Here is a 17,602-nt window from a genome sequence, read left to right as displayed (position 1 = left end):
TTACTGTTTTTTCGACTTATAGAGTTCTAATTGCTCTATCACAGCAATAACCGAATCCGGTAACAAAAAATTGACTGGGTTTCCCACCGACAATTCATCACGGATTTGCGTGGCGGAAATCGCCATTGGCGTTACTTTCAATGGCCATATCTTACCTGATGAGAGTTGTCGATCTTCTGCCTGAGCCAGATTCTGTTGATACCAGACCTGCAGTTCTTCATGCATATCCAGTGTTTCATCCGGTCTTTGTACCACCACGATATGCGCTAATTGCAGAATCTGTTGCCAGCGGGACCAGCTGCTAATACTACGAAAGGCATCGGTCCCCAAAATAAGAAATAATGGGTTATCGACAAATTGTTCGCGCAGACTGAGTAAGGTATCCACTGAAAAAGAGGGCCCTTCGCGATGCAGTTCTCGATCATCAACCGTTAATTGGGGAACATATTTTACGGCGATTTCCAGCATCAAACGCCGTGCATCAGCACTGGCCATGGTGGGCTGCCGATGCGGCGGTATCGCGCACGGAATCAGCCGCACATGATTTAACTCCAGCTGCTGGCAGACTTCCAGCGCCGAGCGCAAATGGCCGAAATGTACCGGATCAAAGGTACCGCCAAGAATGCCGATTGCTTCGGGTTTATGTTCTGATTTGACCACTGCCAAACACTATCCATTTTTGGGAGGTCAAACCATTTAAACCCACCGGACCACGAGCATGCAATTTATCGGTAGAAATACCGATTTCAGCACCCAGACCATATTCAAAACCATCAGCAAAACGTGTTGATGCATTTACCAACACTGAACTGGAGTCCACTTCCTGCAAAAAGCGTCTGGCGGTTTCATAATTTTGCGTCACTGATACTTTCGGTATGGGCAGAACTATGCTGATAAATATGCAGCATCGCATCGTCTACATCCGTGACAATTTTTATCGACAGAATGGGCGCAAGATATTCGGTATCCCAATCGGCGTCCGTTGCCACGGTGATATCCGGCAGAATATGTAAGGTTTCATTACAGCCTCGTAATTCAACGCCTTCATTGATAAAACGCTTGGCCATAGCAGGCAAAAACTCGTTGGCAATATCAGCATGCACCAGCAGCGTTTCCATCGCATTGCACACACCATAACGGTGGCATTTGGCATTAAAGGCAATCTCTTGTGCCATGCTCAAATCAGCTTCCACATCGACATATACATGACAGATGCCATCAAGATGCTTGATAACAGGCACTCGAGCGTCATGACTGATACGTTCGATCAGACTCTTTCCACCGCGTGGCACAATGACGTCAACATATTCAGGCATGGTAATCAGTTGACCAACCGCTTCCCGGTCAGTGATTTCAACAACTTGTACCGCAGTAATTGGCAAACCGGCCTGTTGTAATCCTTGATGAATACAGGCGGCAATAGCCTGATTCGAATGTATCGCTTCGCTGCCACCACGCAGAATAGTGGCATTACCAGATTTCAGACATAATCCTGCTGCATCAGCAGTCACATTTGGCCGTGATTCATAAATAATGCCAATAACGCCCAGCGGTACGCGCATTTGTCCAAGCTGGATCCCAGATGGGCGATAACGCATATCACTGATCTCGCCGATAGGATCAGGTAATGCCGCAACTTGTTCCAGACCTTGGGCCATAGATTCAATTCGGCCATCGGTCAATGTCAAACGATCCAACATCGCAGCATCTAGCCCTTTGGTTTTACCTGCCTGTAAATCCTGTTGATTGGCAGTTTTCAACCCATCAGCCTGACTGCGGATCGCCGTGGCAATCGCCAATAGCGCCGCATTTTTATCATTGGTCGTTGCACGCGCCAATACCCGGCTGGCTTCACGAGCTTGTTGACCCAGTTTCTGCATGTAGGCTGCGACTTCCACAGCGCTCTCCTCTTTTAATTTCTCTGCTTTCATGTTTGCTGTAATTGCATTGGCACACCGGCGACCTGTAAACACAGGGTAGTCAGCATCCGCCATGCATTATCATTACCGCCACCTTTTGCGGCGCGATCAATTGCCGCCATTTGCGGTAAAAATGTTCGCCATTTTGCTGCAGCGTGGCGACGTAATCCTGATTGAATCAACGGTCTTGCCTTATCCCAGACGGGAGGTTTCTGACTGCTGAAAACCTGGGCCGGGGCAGCACCTTTATCCAATTGATCTGCCATATCAATCATTCGATGTAAAGACCAGGAAACGGCCGAAAAAACGGCCAATACATCATTACCTTCCGCCTGTAACATTCTTAACATACGCGGAATTTTGTCAGACTGACCAGCATAGACAGCATCCATCAGCGAAAATGCCTCAAATCGGGCACTGTCAGCAACGCTTTCCATTAATAAGGGTTCATCCACATTACCATCAGGGCTCAGTAATACCAGTTTATCGATTTCCTGAGCGGCAGCGAATAAATTGCCTTCTGTTCTTTCTGCCAGCAGGGTGGCGACCGAGAAGTTTGCCTGCAAGCCTTTCTGTTGCATGCGCTGCTGGATCCAGCGGGGCAGCATTTCAATACTCACCGGCCAGAGCGGAACACTGATGCCTGCACTTTCCAATGCGGTAAACCACTTTGCTTTTTGTTGCTGTGGCGTCAGTTTGCCAGTGATCAGTAATAAAAACGTATCGGGTGCAGGTTGCTCAGCAAATTCTCTCAGAAACGCTCCACCCTCTTTACCGGGAGCCCCTGAAGGCAGTCTGATTTCGACCAGTTTCTGCGAAGCAAACAGGGAAAGACTATCGTCGGCAAACCTGAGTTTGGACCAGTCAAAACGTGCATCGGCATGCCAAACCTGCCGTTCGGCAATACCATGAACTTTGGCTTGCTGACGGATGGTATCTGCGGCTTCTTCCACCAGCAGGGCTTCATCACCATACACCACACTGGTGACAGGAAAACTACGTTGTATCTGTGAGCTCAGCTGTTCTGCTTTAACTCGCATCAATTCTAATCCAAAGCGGATAAACGGCGAACTATTGCCTGACTTATCTGTTTTTCCATTTCTTCACGCAACAAACTTTCTTCACCATCACGGCCTAAAACCTGTTCTTGATCAAATTGATAATCACGAATGGCTTCAAAACGTTCATTGTCGATTAATTTATTTTGCTGATTGTCTGTCAGTTGAAATGCGACTTCCAGAATCAATTCATATTCACTGACCTTGGCATTGCCGCCCACTGATAATACACGTCGCTCATAGCGATGTTCCAGGAAGCTTAATACCGCAGCGCCCTCCATGTAGTCATCAATTACATTGATACCGTTACGTCTCAAGGTGCGTTTAAGTTCTAAGCCAAGTCCCTGGCGCATACTGATACCCTGAATATGCAATGTCTGTATGCTTTCAGGTAAATCTGCGGCACCACGCAACTGGAATCCGCAAGCCGCTACCGTCATACAAAAAACTGCAATAATCAGTTTCTTCAACATTACTGTTTCCTTTGTTTATCAGCCGACAACAATATTAATCAGTCTTCCCGGCACCAGAATAACCTTACGGATGGTTTTTCCATCAATATAACGCTGAACATTTTCATCTGCGATAGCCAGTGGTTCGATATCCGCTTGCTGTGCATTTACATCGACCATCAATTTCGAACGTAGCTTACCATTGACCTGAATCATCAGCTCGGTTTTGTCCTGTTTTAACGCCTCGGCATCCACTTCAGGCCATTGAGCGTCAATAACGGCTGTGTCATAACCCAGCTGATTCCACAATGCATGACAGATATGCGGCGTAATAGGCGCTAACATCAACACCACTAATTCAAGTACTTCCTGGCGAACTGCCCGCGCCTGAGTATCTTGTTCGGTAAATTTGCTTAAGCCGTTCATCAACTCCATCACTGCTGCAATAGCCGTATTAAACGTATGACGACGCCCCAAATCATCGCCGACTTTTGTCAATGTTTGATGGGCCAGCCGGCGCAGATCTGTCGCAGCTTCCGACAGGTCGGTAAGGTTTTTGTCTTTCACAACACCTTTTTCAGTGTGCTCATGAACACTGCGCCATAACCGTTTAAGAAAACGGTTGGCACCTTCCACAGCGTTGTCTGACCATTCCAGTGACATTTCTGGTGGCGCGGCAAACATCATAAACAGTCGCGCAGTATCGGCGCCGTATTCATCGATTAATGCCTGTGGATCAACGGTATTACCTTTTGACTTGGACATTTTGGCACCATCTTTCAGTACCATGCCCTGAGTTAACAGGTTCTTGAATGGCTCGTCACCACTGACCAGACCTTCATCACGTAATAATTTATGGAAGAACCGGGCATACAGTAAATGCAAAACAGCGTGTTCGATGCCACCAATATATTGATCAACCGGTAACCAGTAATCTGCCCGTTGATCCAGCATCGCTTCGTGATTATCAGCACTGGTAAAACGTGCGTAATACCAGGATGATTCAAAGAACGTATCAAAGGTATCGGTTTCGCGGCGAGCCGGTTTGCCACACTCCGGACAATCACATTGATAAAACTCGGGCATGGATTTGATCGGCGAGCCCGAGCCATCGACCACAACATCTTCCGGCAATAACACGGGTAAATCGGCTTCCGGCACGGGAACTGCACCACAGTGATCACAGTAGATAATCGGGATCGGTGTGCCCCAGTATCGCTGTCGTGAAACACCCCAGTCACGTAATCGATAGTTAACCTGACGTTCACCTTTATTCTGTTTGGTTAATTCATCGGCAATGGCGTCAAAGGCTTCTGCTGAAGTCAGCCCGGTAAACTGTGACGAGTTCACCAAACGACCTTTTTCAGTAAAGGCATTGTGTTGCAGATCAATTTCACTGTCGTCTGTTGGTTCGATAACCTGACGGATGGGTAAATCATATTTTTGCGCAAATTCAAAATCACGCTGATCATGGGCCGGTACTGACATAACCGCTCCGGTGCCATAGCCCATCAACACAAAGTTAGCTACCCAGACCGGAATACGTTCACCACTGACTGGATGAATGACCGATACGCCGGTCGCCATGCCTTTTTTCTCAGCCGTTTCCAATGCCGCTTCGGTGGTGTCTGTTTTCTTACATTCTTCGATAAACTGCTGTAACTGCGCATTGGTTTCAGCCATACTTAAGGCTAATGGGTGTTCTGCTGCAATGGCCAGATAACTGACCCCCATCAACGTATCTGGCCGTGTGGTGTAAACGGCTAAATCCTCTTCACTGTCAGCCACGGCAAAGGTGATTTGCACACCTTCTGAACGACCAATCCAATTGGCCTGCATGGTTTTGACTTGTTCCGGCCAGCCGGATAACTGTTGCAGATCATCACGCAGATCTTCTGCGTAATCTGTGATTTTCATAAACCATTGCGGTATTTCACGACGCTCAACTAATGCACCTGAGCGCCAGCCACGACCATCAATAACCTGTTCATTGGCCAATACCGTTTGATCGACCGGATCCCAGTTAACAGCAGCCGTTTTGTTATAAACCAGACCTTTTTTGAACAAGCGTACAAACAGCCATTGTTCCCAACGATAATAATCCGGTTTACAGGTGGCGATTTCTCGATCCCAGTCATACGCAAGTCCCAGACGCTGTAACTGAGCACGCATATAATCAATATTTTTATAGGTCCATTCGGCCGGTGGCACCTGATGTTTTAATGCGGCATTTTCAGCGGGTAAACCAAACGCATCCCAGCCCATTGGCTGCAACACATTTTTGCCCAGCATGCGCTGATAACGTGAAATAACATCACCAATTGTGTAATTACGCACATGCCCCATATGCAGCTGACCGCTTGGATAGGGAAACATCGACAGGCAATAGAATTTTTCTTTACTGGTGTCTTCGGTAGCACGGAAAGTTTGATGTTGCTGCCACCAGGTTTGGGCAGCAGTTTCGATCACATCTGGGCGATAATCAGCTTGCATGGGTTCTCTTTGTGAATACGGTGCAGGAAAGGTGGAAGGATACCTCAGCGACAGAAATGCCGAAAGCACCGAATAGTTTATTGACACATCGGAGGTTAATTTCTGTCGTCAATGCAATCAGAAACAGTGCAGCAGAAGATACTGCACTATGAAGTTTTATCTAGATTCTGAACTCTTCTAATTTACGTCCACGATTCAATTCTTCGACCAACCATAAAGGACGTTTACCAAACCCTTTCCAGGTTTTTTGCGGATCTTGCGGATGACGGTATTTGTCAGCACTTTCAGCACGAGGTTTGCGTGCACCTGATAAACCCACTCGCATATTTTTAGCCACAGCCGTCAGGGCTTCTGCAGGCGTAACTTTTTTTCTTTTGCCAGTGCTCTTACCGCATCAGCCACAGCAACAACATCACTATCTTTACTATTCAGTTCTGTGACTTTTTTAGTTTTCAATTTTTTAATTTGTTTTTTTGACTGACTAATCAATTTTTGCAGCTCTTGTTCTGAGAGTTTTTCCAGTTGCAAAGCAGATAAATTACTCATCGCATTACCTTTTATCTAAAACTTATAAAAACAAATAATATCAGTATTATTAACTTTGTCTATTTGAAAACTTTTTAATTCCCAGCAGACACCAGTACTTTGTATTTTGCATAAAGTTGATCGTGAGATTCAACATTATCCGGATCTTTAGGTATGCAATCCACCGGACAAACTTCTACGCATTGTGGGGTATCAAAATGACCTACACATTCCGTACACAGGTCAGGATCAATTACATAAATTTCCTCACCTTGTGAAATTGCGCCATTAGGACACTCCGGTTCGCATACATCACAATTAATGCATTCGTCAGTAATAAACAGAGACATGGTTTACTCCGATAACTCTTTATAAAACGGTAATTAAACCGATAAATTTTAACGCGACTGTTTTTTGTCTGCCAGTTGCTGCTGTAGTGCCTGTTGTACGCAGGGCGCAACAAATTGGGAGACATCTCCACCCAAAGCCGCTATTTGTCTAATCAGGCTTGATGAAATAAACGTAAATTGTTCTGCCGGAGCCAGAAATAGTGTTTCAACTTCCCACTGTAAACGGCGATTCATTGCGGCAAGTTGAACTTCGTATTCAAAATCTGAAACAGCGCGAAGTCCACGAATAATTACTGAGGCATTTCGCTGCATTGCATAATTCACCAATAAACCATCGAAGGATGTAATTTCGATATTGGGTAAATCATCCAGGGTTTGTTTGGCTAATGCCAAACGTTGCTCAATTGAAAATACCGGTTTTTTACCGGTGTCCGCAGCGACAGCAACAATCACTTTTTCAAATAAACGGCTGGCACGTTGAACCAAATCTGTATGCCCGTGGGTAATCGGATCAAATGTACCTGGATAGATGGCGGTGATTGACATGCCAAAACCTTATTGCATTTTAAATAAGCAATATCTTACATCACCTGCCTGTTTATCTTTAAATAAATGCCAGTTATCTGGTAACCCAGTCAGATTTTGATGTTTATTACATTCCAGATAAACCAGACTATTTTTATGCAATAGATTTCGCTGAGTTAATAAACCGGCTATTTCAGACCATAAATCCGCACCAAATGGCGGATCCAGAAAAATAATATCGTAAGGGGTACTGCATTGATTTAAAAACTGCTGTGCAGTTTGCCTGAACAATGAACATTGCTCTGCAGCTAACATTGTTTTATTAGCCTGCAACTGTTTATAAGCCTGCAGATCCAGTTCAACCATATCAACTTTGGCAGCGCCCCTTGAGGCTGCCTCAAAACCCAAAGCACCGCTACCACTGAATAGATCAATACAAACGGCTTCCGGCAAATGCGGTTGTAACCAGTTAAACAATGTCTCGCGAATACGATCAGAGGTCGGTCTCAATCCTTCCACGGCAGGGAATGATAATCGTCTTCCCCCCATTGGCCGCCGATAATTCGTACAGACTGACGTGATGTTTTATTCAGCGTCGCCACCCACCAGTATTGTGACCATTTTTTGGGGATGGATACGTTTTTGATAAGCGGCTTTTATTTGATCAACCGTCACGGCGTTCACTCTGGAATTAAAGGTTTCCAGATGATCCAGCGGCAGCTGATAAAAGCCCATCATCGCCAGATAATCGGCAATTTTACTATTGCTATCCAGACGCAAGGCAAATCCACCGGTAATATTTTTCTGTGCGGCTGTGAGTTGCTCTTTAGTGGGACCCTGCTCAACAAAATCCACTAGCGTCTGATCCAGTACTTCCAATGCCAGTTCTGCCTGATCATTACGAGTCTGCAGACCAAATTGATAAGGCCCGGCCTCACGCATTGGTCTGAAATAACTATAAGCACTGTAAGATAAGCCACGTTTTTCACGAATTTCATCACTGATAATGGACACTAGCCCACTGCCACCTAAAACATGATTACCCACATACAGCGGGAAAAAGTCTGGATCATCGCGGGTTAAACCAGGTTGCCCCATCAAAATCGTGGTTTGACTCGATGGATAAGGCAAATGCTTTTGCTGGGCAGTTTCAAGTGGTTCAACTTCAGGTAAGGCCGCCGCTTTTTTCCTGCGGGAAGGCTACCGGAAATTTTTTCTGACAAGGCTTTTGCCTGTTCAATATCCGCATCACCTACAATGACCAGTACAGCATTGTTCGCCACATAAAATTGCTGATAAAACTGTTGCAAATCGGCAATACTGATTTCATCTATTGAAGCTTCGGTGCCTATTGGCATTGATGAATACGGATGGTCACCGTAGAGCTGCTGATAAAAAGCACGGTCGGCTATGGCAGAAGGCGATTGTTTTTCGCTTTGCAGACTGGTTTTCACTTGATTAATAAGACGATCAAAAGACTTTTCCGGAAAGGACGGTTGACTGATAACTTCTACAAACGTATCGATGGCAGGTTGTAAAGCATCTGCTTTGGATAAAGTCCGCAGACTCAATACCGCCATATCCCGCTCAGACTCAGAACTGAATTCGGCACCCACATCATCAAATGCAGTAGCAATCGCATCAGTATCTTTGTTTTTAGTACCTTGATTAAGCATTGAGCTCGTCAGTAACGCCACCCCGCCTTTCGGATCTCTCGCGGCGCCAGCATCAAATACCAGACGAATATCCAACATGGGCAATTCCTGGGCTTTGACAAAATATACCTGAGTGCCATTGGCAGTTTGCCAATTTTCTATTTGCGGGCTGGCAGAAACGCTAAAGGCCAGTAATAGCCCAGTGAATAAAAAAGAGAACTTAGCGAGCATGTGGATCTCCCGAAGTAGGACGTGGAGTTGTATTATCTGTGGGCATTGGAATCAATTCTGCGACGGTAAGTCCATCATCAATAAAATATTTTTGTGCGACCTGTTGAACCTGTTCAGCAGTGATTGCACTGATTTTATCGGGATAACTGTCAACCAGACGCCAGTCGAGGCCAACTGTTTCCAGCATGCCTAGCTGCATGGCCTGGTAGAAAACACTATCAAGCTGATAGACAGAGCTGGCAATCACCTGAGTTTTGACTCGTTGTAACTCTGCCTCAGTAACGGGTTCTGCTTTAATTTTATCAAGCTGATTCAACACAGCGTGTTTTACGTCCTCGACAGACTTACCTTGAGCAGGTGTACCAGCAATGGTAAATACATCATCCAAACGGGAAAACGCACTGTTATAAGCACTTATTCCGGCAGCTACCTGCTGTTCACGAATCAATTCACGAGAGAACCGGCTACTTGCACCACCATCAAGAATGCCTGCCAGAACATCTAAGGCATAGGGTTCCCACTCTTGCTCAGCAGTTTTAACCACTGGCACTTTCCAGCCCATCATCAAATAAGGCAGTTCTGCAGGCGCTTTTAACTCCAAAGTACGCTTGCCAAGCTGTGCAACTTCAATCTGAGGTTTAACCGTTGCCAGTTCTTCGGGTTGCAATGGGCCAAAATATTTCTGTGCCAACTGGTAAACCTCGTCGGGCTCAACATCGCCGACCACAACAACAGTTGCGTTATTGGGGGCATACCACATTTGGTACCACTCACGAAGATCCTCAGGATCATAGTTATTGATATCATTCATCCAGCCAATAACCGGATGATGATAAGGGCTGTTCATAAACGCCATGGCATTCATTGATTCGCGTAATAACGAACGTGGATTATCATCGGTACGCATGCGCCGCTCTTCAGCAACTACCTCTCGCTCTTTCAGTAATTCCGCATCATCAATAATCAGATTGCGCATTCGCTCGGCTTCAAGGCGAAAACTGATCTCCAAACGCTCTTTTTCCAAGGTCTGAAAATAGGCTGTGTAATCGCGTCCGGTAAAGGCGTTTTGTGAACCACCATTTTCGGCAATAATGCGGGAAAACTCATTTGGTCCAAGGTTTTCTGTGCCCTTAAACATCATATGTTCAAGAATATGTGATATACCGGTAATGCCATTGTGTTCGTAGCTTGAACCGACTTTGTACCAGACCTGGGAAACCACAACCGGTGCCCGGTTATCCGGTTTGACCAGTAATTTAAGACCATTGTCCAGCTGATATTCACTGACTTGCGCAAAGCCAATAACAGGCACTATCAGTAGCGCCCAAACAAGTTTTTTTAAGGTGTGCATCTGCATCTCACAATTGATCACATGATAAGATTAATAATCGAACACTAACGACAAACCGAGAATATGTTTAGTTTCCTCAGAAAAAAAGCCAAACCCAGCGAAAACAGCAGCGAGGAGCAACGCCTCACTGAACAGCAGTCAGCCGCACATGATGCGGAAATTACCGCAGATACTCAAGCCAGCAACGTTTCAGAGACCCCAGGATTTTTTGGACGCCTCAAACAGGGACTGAGTCGCAGCAGTACCAAATTAACCGAAGGCTTTGCCGATTTGGTATTAGGCAGAAAAACCATTGATGATGATTTGCTTGAAGAACTGGAAACCCAACTGCTCAGTGCAGATTTAGGGATAGAAGCCACCCAGACCATTATTAACGACTTAACACAACGTGTTGCCCGCAAGCAGCTAAATGACCCAGAAGCCCTGTTTGCAGCAATGCATGCCGATATGGTGGATATCCTCACACCAGTTTCCCGACCACTGCAGATTCCATCATCTACCAGTCCTTTTGTGATCTTGATGGTGGGTATTAATGGTGTTGGAAAAACGACAACCATTGGCAAACTGGCCAAACAGTTTCAGCTGCAAGGCAAAAAAGTGATGCTGGCGGCCGGTGATACGTTTCGTGCGGCAGCAGTTGAGCAACTTCAGGTCTGGGGCGAACGTAATCAGATCCCAGTGATTGCTCAACAAAATGGTGCTGATTCTGCATCGGTTATCTTTGATGCCTTACAAGCGGCAAAAGCCCGGCAGATGGATATTCTGATTGCTGATACGGCAGGCCGTCTCCATACTCAATCCAATCTGATGGAAGAGCTGAAAAAAGTAAAACGCGTTATGGCCAAACTTGATGGCAATGCACCGCATGAAGTCATGCTGGTGCTGGATGCCGGCACTGGACAGAATGCTTTATCTCAGGCTGAACAATTTCATCAGGCGGTAGGGTTAACCGGTATTACCCTGACGAAACTTGATGGTACGGCAAAAGGCGGTATTATTTTTGCCATCGCGAAAAAAATCGGGTTACCTATTCGTTATATCGGGGTGGGTGAAAAGATCGATGATTTGAGAATCTTTGAAGCAGAGGATTTTGTCGATGCTTTACTGGGCCGTGAAACACAACAATGATACGGTTTGAACAGGTTTATAAACGTTACGAAGGTCAGCAGGAAGCCCTGTCAGGACTCAGTTTTGAATTGATATCAGGAGAAATGGCTTTTTTAACCGGTCACTCGGGTGCCGGAAAAAGTACCCTGTTGAAACTGATAGCCCTGATTGAACGTTGCTCACATGGTCAGGTGATCGTCAATAATCAAAATCTGAGCCGACTACCGAAGTGGAAGATCCCTTATTACCGTCGAAAAATTGGTCTGGTGTTTCAGGATCACAATCTGCTACATGATCGCACGGTGTTTGATAATGTCGCTTTGCCGTTGATTATTGCAGGGGAAAACCATCGTGAAATTGGGCGACGGGTGCGAGCAGCTCTCGACAAAGTCGGCTTGCTGGGCAAAGAGCGTAACTTACCGATTGCCTTGTCAGGTGGTGAACAGCAACGGGTGGGTATTGCCCGCGCGGTGGTTAATCGTCCGCCGGTTCTGCTGGCAGATGAACCAACTGGAAACCTGGATCCGGAATTATCCCGTGAAATCATGCATTTATTTGAACAATTCAATCAGGTTGGCGTTACGGTATTTATTGCCAGTCATGACCAGGATTTAATCAGCCAGCTACCATACCGCCACATTACCCTGCAACAGGGAAGGCTTGCAGAAACCCATTCATGAAACTACTGAATATTCATAATTACCTGCTGCGTCATGTTCAGGTCATGCTCTCCAGTCTGGGTGAGTTATGGCGTCAACCCGTCGCGACTTCAATGACCTTATTGGTGATCGGCATTGCCTTGTTATTACCTGCGGGTTTGTTTGTCATCCTGAAAAATGTCGAACAGGTCAGCGGAGAATGGCAGCATGCAAATCGTATTTCCCTCTTCCTGCAAGATGAAATAAGCGACAAACGTGGCGAGCAATTGGCTGAGCAACTCCAGACATGGCCCGATATTGTCGATGTTTCATTTCAATCTGCCCAGCAGTCGTTAAATGAATTTCGGGAAATATCGGGACTGGAAAGTCTGTTGGATACATTACCTGAAAATCCGCTGCCTGCGGTGATCATCATCGAACCCGAAGAAGAGCAACAGCAGGAAGCAATTGAGGCATTATTAAAAAGACTCGATGCCTTACCGGAAGTCGATTTGGCACAACTCGATATGCAGTGGCTACAACGACTGCGCAGCATCAACGAAACGGGCCAACGCGGCATTAGTATTCTGGCTATCTTGTTATCACTGAGTGTACTGCTGGTTATTGGTAATACCATCCGACTGGCCATTCTTAACCGCCAGACAGAAATACGGGTCATCAAACTGGTTGGTGGAACCAATACCTTTGTCAGAAGACCCTTTTTATACACTGGAATGTGGTACGGCTTTCTAGGTGGTGTATTGGCCTGGATTGCTTTACTGATTAGTCTGCTGATAATCAGCGGACCGATTGATGAATTGGCGGCCTTGTATGACAGCCAGTTCACCTTAAAGTGGTTTGGCGGTCAGATGTTATTTGCATTACCCATCTGTGGACTGTTACTGGGTGTCATGGGGGCATGGCTTGCCGTGAGTAGACATTTGAATGCAATTGAGCCAAGCTAATGGTATTAAAGAAACTTTTCACGCTATAACCATTCTAATGGATACATTTTAAATTGCTTTTTGCTAGAATAAAGCAATAGGTTTTCATAGGGAGAACGCACACATGACAACGCATGCAGCCCAATATCAACTTGCCACAGCACCAATTGGCAATCTGGATGCATACACCAATCTCGTGCATCAAATTCCCGTTTTAACGGCCGAAGAAGAGCACGATTTAGCCACACGACTACAACAAAATGGTGATCTGGAAGCAGCACAGCGACTGGTCTTGTCGCATTTACGTTTTGTGGTTCGTATTGCCAAAGGCTACAGTGGTTATGGTCTGCCGGTTGCCGACCTGATTCAGGAAGGTAATATCGGTCTGATGAAAGCGGTCAAACGCTTTGACCCGGAAAAAGGTGTCCGACTGGTTTCATTTGCTGTTCACTGGATTCGCGCAGAGATTCACGAGTATGTTATTCGCAACTGGCGCATCGTGAAAATTGCCACCACCAAAGCACAACGAAAATTATTCTTTAATTTACGTAGTGCGAAACAGCGTTTAGGTTGGCTGAATCAGGATGAAATAGAAGCCGTTGCTGAAGATCTTGGTGTCACTGCCGCCAATGTCATCGATATGGAGCGCCGTCTGGCTCAACCGGATACATCATTTGATTTGCCGGTAGATAATGACGATGACGAATCCAGCTATTCACCAGCCGCTTATTTAAAAGCGCCTGATAACAGTGATCCATCGAAACAACTGGAACACGAGGATTATGCTGATTTCCAACAGCAGAAGCTGGTCAATGCATTAGCAACACTGGATGAACGTAGCCGCGATATTATCAGTAAACGCTGGTTGCATGATGACGATAAAGCCACCTTGCATACACTGGCCGATCAATATCAGGTTTCCGCTGAGCGGATCCGACAGATTGAAAATAATGCGATGAAAAAACTTCGCCAGCTAATGGATTAATAACAATCACAAAAAAGCCCGCTTACCTTTCGGTAAGCGGGCTTTTTTTACCCATGCTTACCGTTCAAGCAAAGGTGTTTTGTTAGGTTTACCGTCCCACTCTTCTGCATCATCCAAAGGATCTTTTTTCTCAGATAATACAGGCCAGACTTGTGATAATTCCGCATTAATCTGCAGGAATTCCATTTGTTCATCCGGTAAATCATCTTCAGAAAAAATGGCTTCTGCTGGACATTCGGGTTCACAAAGTGTGCAATCTATACATTCGTCAGGATCAATAACCAAAAAGTTAGGACCTTCGTGAAAACAGTCTACTGGGCAGACATCAACACAATCAGTATATTTACATTTAATACAGTTTTCAGTGACAACAAAGGTCATGGTGAAATCTCCACAAATACAATTTTTACAGGCCAGACCTGTCAGAATGTTCGATATTCTACATGATTTACCAACGTTCTGGGCAATGATGATAATTACGGTATGATCAACTTTGCTCTGAAGATTAACCGCCTGAAAACAGGATGACCCGATGATAAGAAAAATTCTAATCCTAGCCGTATTTATCAGTTTTTTTCTGATCAGTACTGCATTTGCTGTGTTCAATATGCAAACCGTTTCTCTTGATCTGTTTTTTGTACAATGGCAGCTACCCTTGGCCGTTTTATTAATCGCCTTTCTACTATTAGGATTGATAATCGGCGCAACGATTATTGCTCTGAGCACGCTTCAGAATCCGCTATGACAATCATCGCTTGGAAAATAAATTACAAAGTGCCGAGCAAGAACTGAACAGCCTGCGTATCTTACCAGTACGAAATAGCCACTAGGCCCAATCATGATGCAATGGCTTTTTTTCCTGTTACCCGTCGCAGCGCTGTCAGGTTGGTTGCTGGCCATGCGGCATTATAAAAAACAGCCGCAAAGACATGCTAAAGCCTTTAATCCTGAATATTTCAAAGGCTTGAATTATCTTCTCAATGAACAGCCCGATAAAGCAATTGATGTATTTATTGGACTTCTCGAAGTGAATAGTGAAACGGTCGAAACCCATTTGGCACTGGCTAACCTTTTCCGTCGCCGTGGCGAAACGGAACGCGCCATTCGTATTCATCAGAACTTAATTGCCCGACCAAGTCTGCACGGAGAACAACGTCTGCAAGCCATGGTGGAACTGGGCCTGGATTATATGCATGCCGGTGTATTGGATCGTGCAGAACATCTGTTTCTTGAATTACTCCAGCAGCCGCATCCTCATCCAGAAGCAGCAAAACAATTAATGCGCATATACCAACAGGAAAAAAAATGGGCGCAGGCAATTGAAATGGGCAAACAGATTGATGCCAGTAAAACCGCCCAGGTGAAACCCTTAATTGCTCAGTTTTATTGTGAACTTGCCGAACAATATACCGATCACGATCGCCACGAAGCATTCAACATGCTCAAGCAAGCCTTGTATCATGATGAACATTGCGTGAGAGCCAGTCTGCTGGAAGCCCGACTATTTCTGAGTATAAAGCAGCCCCGAAAAGCACTGAATACGTTGCAGAATATCGAACAGCAAAATCCTAGATTTCTGTCAGAAGCATTACCTTACTGGCATGAAGCCTATCAGCAACTGGGAGATTTACCGGCATTACGCAACCAGTTAACCCAGCTGATTAGTCGTCATCCACACCTGACTTCTGCCCGTATTATGTTGACTCATATCGTCGCTGAACTGGAAAACAGTAAAGCTGCCCAACAAATGCTTTACGAACAATTACATCACCATCCTTCTGTCGAAGGTTTGCATACCCTTATTAAACTGGGTGAAAACAATCAAATTGCGCTTATCCCGTTGATTGAGCGCATTACCCGAACCATGGTAGAAAAAGGTGATCGCTACACCTGCAAAAACTGTGGTTTCTCAGGCAAGACCATGCATTGGCTATGTCCTGGTTGTGCCAGCTGGGGAACCGTTCGACCCACTGAAATTCATCTTACTGCTCTGGAAAAATTACTGGATTCACCTTCATGAACAAAACCCGTATTTATCATAACCCTCGCTGTAGTAAATCACGCGAAACCCTGGCTTTACTGGAAAATCAGCAACAGGATATTGAGATTGTGGAGTATCTTAAGACTCCCCCAACAGCGGAAGAATTATCCGATATCCTGCAGCAGCTTGATATGCAACCCAGACAGTTGTTACGCACTAAAGAAGCGCTATACAAGGAATTACAGTTAGATAATAAAGATTTATCTGCTCAAGAACTCATCAGAGCCATGTGTGACAACCCGAAACTGATTGAACGCCCCATCGTCATTAAAAACAATCAAGCCATTATTGGCAGACCACCTGAAGCGGTGCTGAATATTCTCTGAGACCCCATTATGAATGAGATTTTGATCCTTTATTACAGCCAGTCCGGGCAGGTCAAAGCTATGGCTGAACAAATTGCGCGTGGCGTGGAAAAACATACTCAGTGCACGGCAAGAATCAGAACGGTACCCAAGGTTTCCACCGTTTGTGAAAAAACCGAACAAGAGATTCCCGCCTCAGGTCACCTTTATGCTTCATCGGCTGACTTGCAGGAGTGCGCAGGGCTTATTCTGGGTAGCCCTACCCGTTTTGGCAATATGGCAGCTGCACTTAAATATTTTATCGATGGTACCAGTGACAACTGGTTATCCGGCACCCTGAACGGCAAGCCGGCTGCAGTATTTACTTCAACCGGAAGCTTGCATGGTGGTCAGGAAACTACCTTGTTATCCATGATGCTGCCGTTGTTACATCACGGTATGGTGATTACTGGTTTACCGTATACAGAAGCCGCTTTGATGACCACGCAAACTGGCGGCACACCCTATGGTGCCAGCCATTTTGCCGGAGCAGATAATAAACGGACTATGAGTCAGGAAGAAATCGATCTGTGCCAGGCGCTAGGGTTGCGGGTTGCTGAGCTTGCCGATAGGCTTGCAAGATGAAGTTTGTGCAATCACTCAGAATTATTTCGTTAATCAGTTTTTTTGGACTGATGATCAGCTTACTGGTCTGGATTTTAATCGCAGAACACAGTGAAAACTTTCCTGTAGCGGCATGGCTTATCATAGGCGTGGTGCCATTATTGTTTCCAATGAGAGGTATTCTCTATGGAAAAACCTATACTCATGCCTGGGCCAGTTTTTTGATGTTGTTTTATATCGCTCATGGGATCGGCGAGTTATATAGCAGAGATGCTGTTATCTGGTATCCATTACTGGAAGTGATATTCAGTAGCAGTTTTTTTGTAGCAGCGAATTTATATGTTCGTGCCTCTGCAAAATTGCGAAAAAAATCACAGACTTAATTTATAAAGAGTGTTCCAATAACATTGAATATTTATT

The 17,602-nt window shown here is 45.4% G+C and carries 22 protein-coding genes and 1 pseudogene; 9 read left to right on the top strand and 14 right to left on the bottom strand.

What is annotated here, in order from left to right:
- The 13 genes and pseudogenes from nadD to AC08OG_RS04775 form a co-directional block, all read right to left on the bottom strand.
- Positions 1-660 carry a nicotinate-nucleotide adenylyltransferase gene (nadD, locus tag AC08OG_RS04835; RefSeq protein WP_482930180.1) on the bottom strand — a complete coding sequence of 220 codons (660 nt, stop codon included), beginning with the start codon at positions 658-660 and terminating at the stop codon, positions 1-3.
- Positions 641-1,880, bottom strand: a pseudogene (locus AC08OG_RS04830) (glutamate-5-semialdehyde dehydrogenase). Before AC08OG_RS04830 ends, nadD begins: the two are co-directional and overlap by 20 nt.
- A gap of 47 nt (positions 1,881-1,927) precedes the next feature.
- Positions 1,928-2,959: a DNA polymerase III subunit delta gene (gene holA, locus AC08OG_RS04825; protein WP_482930179.1), complete on the bottom strand. Its 1,032-nt coding sequence runs from the start codon at positions 2,957-2,959 to the stop codon at positions 1,928-1,930.
- Between the two features lie 5 nt (positions 2,960-2,964).
- Positions 2,965-3,450 (bottom strand): LPS-assembly lipoprotein LptE, encoded by a 486-nt coding sequence (locus AC08OG_RS04820; protein ID WP_482930178.1) that lies wholly within the window; start codon positions 3,448-3,450, stop codon positions 2,965-2,967.
- Between the two features lie 18 nt (positions 3,451-3,468).
- The gene (gene leuS, locus AC08OG_RS04815; protein WP_482930177.1) at positions 3,469-5,922 is read right to left on the bottom strand and encodes a leucine--tRNA ligase; all 2,454 of its coding nucleotides are present in this window, start codon (positions 5,920-5,922) and stop codon (positions 3,469-3,471) included.
- A 160-nt stretch (positions 5,923-6,082) separates the two neighbouring features.
- Positions 6,083-6,259, bottom strand: a complete 177-nt coding sequence (locus AC08OG_RS04810) for an H-NS histone family protein (RefSeq protein ID WP_482930176.1) — start codon at positions 6,257-6,259, stop codon at positions 6,083-6,085.
- 5 nt (positions 6,260-6,264) lie between these two features.
- Entirely contained in the window at positions 6,265-6,468 is a 204-nt protein-coding gene (locus tag AC08OG_RS04805) for a hypothetical protein (RefSeq protein WP_482930175.1), read from the bottom strand.
- Between the two features lie 74 nt (positions 6,469-6,542).
- A complete protein-coding gene (locus AC08OG_RS04800) occupies positions 6,543-6,797 on the bottom strand; it encodes a YfhL family 4Fe-4S dicluster ferredoxin (protein ID WP_014706483.1) in 255 nt (84 codons plus the stop codon).
- A 48-nt stretch (positions 6,798-6,845) separates the two neighbouring features.
- Positions 6,846-7,343 (bottom strand): pantetheine-phosphate adenylyltransferase, encoded by a 498-nt coding sequence (gene coaD / locus AC08OG_RS04795; RefSeq protein WP_482930174.1) that lies wholly within the window; start codon positions 7,341-7,343, stop codon positions 6,846-6,848.
- Positions 7,344-7,352: 9 nt separating this feature from the next.
- Complete coding sequence (rsmD, locus tag AC08OG_RS04790; RefSeq protein WP_482930173.1) at positions 7,353-7,841, bottom strand: 16S rRNA (guanine(966)-N(2))-methyltransferase RsmD; 489 nt, start codon at positions 7,839-7,841, stop codon at positions 7,353-7,355.
- A 66-nt stretch (positions 7,842-7,907) separates the two neighbouring features.
- Positions 7,908-8,420, bottom strand: a complete 513-nt coding sequence (locus AC08OG_RS04785) for a M16 family metallopeptidase (RefSeq protein WP_482930172.1) — start codon at positions 8,418-8,420, stop codon at positions 7,908-7,910.
- Entirely contained in the window at positions 8,420-9,208 is a 789-nt protein-coding gene (locus AC08OG_RS04780) for a M16 family metallopeptidase (protein WP_482930171.1), read from the bottom strand. The genes AC08OG_RS04785 and AC08OG_RS04780 overlap by 1 nt, the downstream gene beginning before the upstream one ends.
- Complete coding sequence (locus AC08OG_RS04775; RefSeq protein ID WP_482930170.1) at positions 9,198-10,559, bottom strand: M16 family metallopeptidase; 1,362 nt, start codon at positions 10,557-10,559, stop codon at positions 9,198-9,200. Before AC08OG_RS04775 ends, AC08OG_RS04780 begins: the two co-directional genes overlap by 11 nt.
- 63 nt (positions 10,560-10,622) lie before the next feature.
- On the opposite strand from AC08OG_RS04775, the gene ftsY reads away from it, so the two are divergent.
- The 4 genes from ftsY (at position 10,623) to rpoH (ending at position 14,233) form a co-directional block, all read left to right on the top strand.
- Entirely contained in the window at positions 10,623-11,687 is a 1,065-nt protein-coding gene (ftsY, locus tag AC08OG_RS04770) for a signal recognition particle-docking protein FtsY (RefSeq protein ID WP_482930169.1), read from the top strand.
- Positions 11,684-12,346, top strand: a complete 663-nt coding sequence (ftsE, locus tag AC08OG_RS04765; protein ID WP_318988551.1) for a cell division ATP-binding protein FtsE — start codon at positions 11,684-11,686, stop codon at positions 12,344-12,346. Before ftsY ends, ftsE begins: the two co-directional genes overlap by 4 nt.
- Positions 12,343-13,269, top strand: a complete 927-nt coding sequence (ftsX, locus tag AC08OG_RS04760; protein WP_482930168.1) for a permease-like cell division protein FtsX — start codon at positions 12,343-12,345, stop codon at positions 13,267-13,269. Before ftsE ends, ftsX begins: the two co-directional genes overlap by 4 nt.
- Before the next feature lie 103 nt (positions 13,270-13,372).
- Positions 13,373-14,233 carry an RNA polymerase sigma factor RpoH gene (gene rpoH / locus AC08OG_RS04755; protein WP_318988549.1) on the top strand — a complete coding sequence of 287 codons (861 nt, stop codon included), beginning with the start codon at positions 13,373-13,375 and terminating at the stop codon, positions 14,231-14,233.
- A 57-nt stretch (positions 14,234-14,290) separates the two neighbouring features.
- Here the strand turns inward: rpoH and fdxA are convergent, their stop codons facing one another.
- On the bottom strand, positions 14,291-14,614 hold the full coding sequence (gene fdxA, locus AC08OG_RS04750) for a ferredoxin FdxA (RefSeq protein ID WP_069296830.1): 324 nt from the start codon (positions 14,612-14,614) through the stop codon (positions 14,291-14,293).
- A 151-nt stretch (positions 14,615-14,765) separates the two neighbouring features.
- Between fdxA and AC08OG_RS04745 the strand changes: the two genes are divergently transcribed.
- The 5 genes from AC08OG_RS04745 (at position 14,766) to AC08OG_RS04725 (ending at position 17,565) form a co-directional block, all read left to right on the top strand.
- Complete coding sequence (locus tag AC08OG_RS04745; RefSeq protein WP_482930167.1) at positions 14,766-14,978, top strand: lipopolysaccharide assembly protein LapA domain-containing protein; 213 nt, start codon at positions 14,766-14,768, stop codon at positions 14,976-14,978.
- 93 nt (positions 14,979-15,071) lie between these two features.
- Positions 15,072-16,253, top strand: coding sequence for a lipopolysaccharide assembly protein LapB (gene lapB / locus AC08OG_RS04740; protein ID WP_482930166.1), 1,182 nt, complete (start codon positions 15,072-15,074; stop codon positions 16,251-16,253).
- Positions 16,250-16,600: an arsenate reductase (glutaredoxin) gene (gene arsC, locus AC08OG_RS04735; RefSeq protein WP_482930165.1), complete on the top strand. Its 351-nt coding sequence runs from the start codon at positions 16,250-16,252 to the stop codon at positions 16,598-16,600. Before lapB ends, arsC begins: the two co-directional genes overlap by 4 nt.
- 9 nt (positions 16,601-16,609) lie before the next feature.
- Positions 16,610-17,203 (top strand): NAD(P)H:quinone oxidoreductase, encoded by a 594-nt coding sequence (gene wrbA / locus AC08OG_RS04730; protein WP_318988546.1) that lies wholly within the window; start codon positions 16,610-16,612, stop codon positions 17,201-17,203.
- A complete protein-coding gene (locus AC08OG_RS04725) occupies positions 17,200-17,565 on the top strand; it encodes a DUF2069 domain-containing protein (RefSeq protein ID WP_014706469.1) in 366 nt (121 codons plus the stop codon). Before wrbA ends, AC08OG_RS04725 begins: the two co-directional genes overlap by 4 nt.
- The last annotated feature ends 37 nt before the right edge of the window (positions 17,566-17,602 follow it).

Source organism: Methylophaga sp. F7, assembly GCF_056863975.1.
Note: the sequence above shows the minus strand (reverse complement) of the source record. Positions and strands in the feature narration are given on the sequence as shown.

What these genes read in the sequence shown, in the direction of transcription:
- holA (WP_482930179.1), bottom strand. Translation starts at nt 2,959, where the DNA reads ATGCGAGTTAAAGCAGAACAGCTGAGCTCACAGATACAACGTAGTTTT.
- AC08OG_RS04820 (WP_482930178.1), bottom strand. Translation starts at nt 3,450, where the DNA reads ATGTTGAAGAAACTGATTATTGCAGTTTTTTGTATGACGGTAGCGGCT.
- leuS (WP_482930177.1), bottom strand. Translation starts at nt 5,922, where the DNA reads ATGCAAGCTGATTATCGCCCAGATGTGATCGAAACTGCTGCCCAAACC.
- AC08OG_RS04805 (WP_482930175.1), bottom strand. Translation starts at nt 6,468, where the DNA reads ATGAGTAATTTATCTGCTTTGCAACTGGAAAAACTCTCAGAACAAGAG.
- AC08OG_RS04800 (WP_014706483.1), bottom strand. Translation starts at nt 6,797, where the DNA reads ATGTCTCTGTTTATTACTGACGAATGCATTAATTGTGATGTATGCGAA.
- coaD (WP_482930174.1), bottom strand. Translation starts at nt 7,343, where the DNA reads ATGTCAATCACCGCCATCTATCCAGGTACATTTGATCCGATTACCCAC.
- AC08OG_RS04785 (WP_482930172.1), bottom strand. Translation starts at nt 8,420, where the DNA reads ATGGGGCAACCTGGTTTAACCCGCGATGATCCAGACTTTTTCCCGCTG.
- AC08OG_RS04780 (WP_482930171.1), bottom strand. Translation starts at nt 9,208, where the DNA reads ATGCTCGCTAAGTTCTCTTTTTTATTCACTGGGCTATTACTGGCCTTT.
- AC08OG_RS04775 (WP_482930170.1), bottom strand. Translation starts at nt 10,559, where the DNA reads ATGCACACCTTAAAAAAACTTGTTTGGGCGCTACTGATAGTGCCTGTT.
- ftsY (WP_482930169.1), top strand. Translation starts at nt 10,623, where the DNA reads ATGTTTAGTTTCCTCAGAAAAAAAGCCAAACCCAGCGAAAACAGCAGC.
- ftsE (WP_318988551.1), top strand. Translation starts at nt 11,684, where the DNA reads ATGATACGGTTTGAACAGGTTTATAAACGTTACGAAGGTCAGCAGGAA.
- ftsX (WP_482930168.1), top strand. Translation starts at nt 12,343, where the DNA reads ATGAAACTACTGAATATTCATAATTACCTGCTGCGTCATGTTCAGGTC.
- rpoH (WP_318988549.1), top strand. Translation starts at nt 13,373, where the DNA reads ATGACAACGCATGCAGCCCAATATCAACTTGCCACAGCACCAATTGGC.
- fdxA (WP_069296830.1), bottom strand. Translation starts at nt 14,614, where the DNA reads ATGACCTTTGTTGTCACTGAAAACTGTATTAAATGTAAATATACTGAT.
- AC08OG_RS04745 (WP_482930167.1), top strand. Translation starts at nt 14,766, where the DNA reads ATGATAAGAAAAATTCTAATCCTAGCCGTATTTATCAGTTTTTTTCTG.
- lapB (WP_482930166.1), top strand. Translation starts at nt 15,072, where the DNA reads ATGATGCAATGGCTTTTTTTCCTGTTACCCGTCGCAGCGCTGTCAGGT.
- arsC (WP_482930165.1), top strand. Translation starts at nt 16,250, where the DNA reads ATGAACAAAACCCGTATTTATCATAACCCTCGCTGTAGTAAATCACGC.
- wrbA (WP_318988546.1), top strand. Translation starts at nt 16,610, where the DNA reads ATGAATGAGATTTTGATCCTTTATTACAGCCAGTCCGGGCAGGTCAAA.
- AC08OG_RS04725 (WP_014706469.1), top strand. Translation starts at nt 17,200, where the DNA reads ATGAAGTTTGTGCAATCACTCAGAATTATTTCGTTAATCAGTTTTTTT.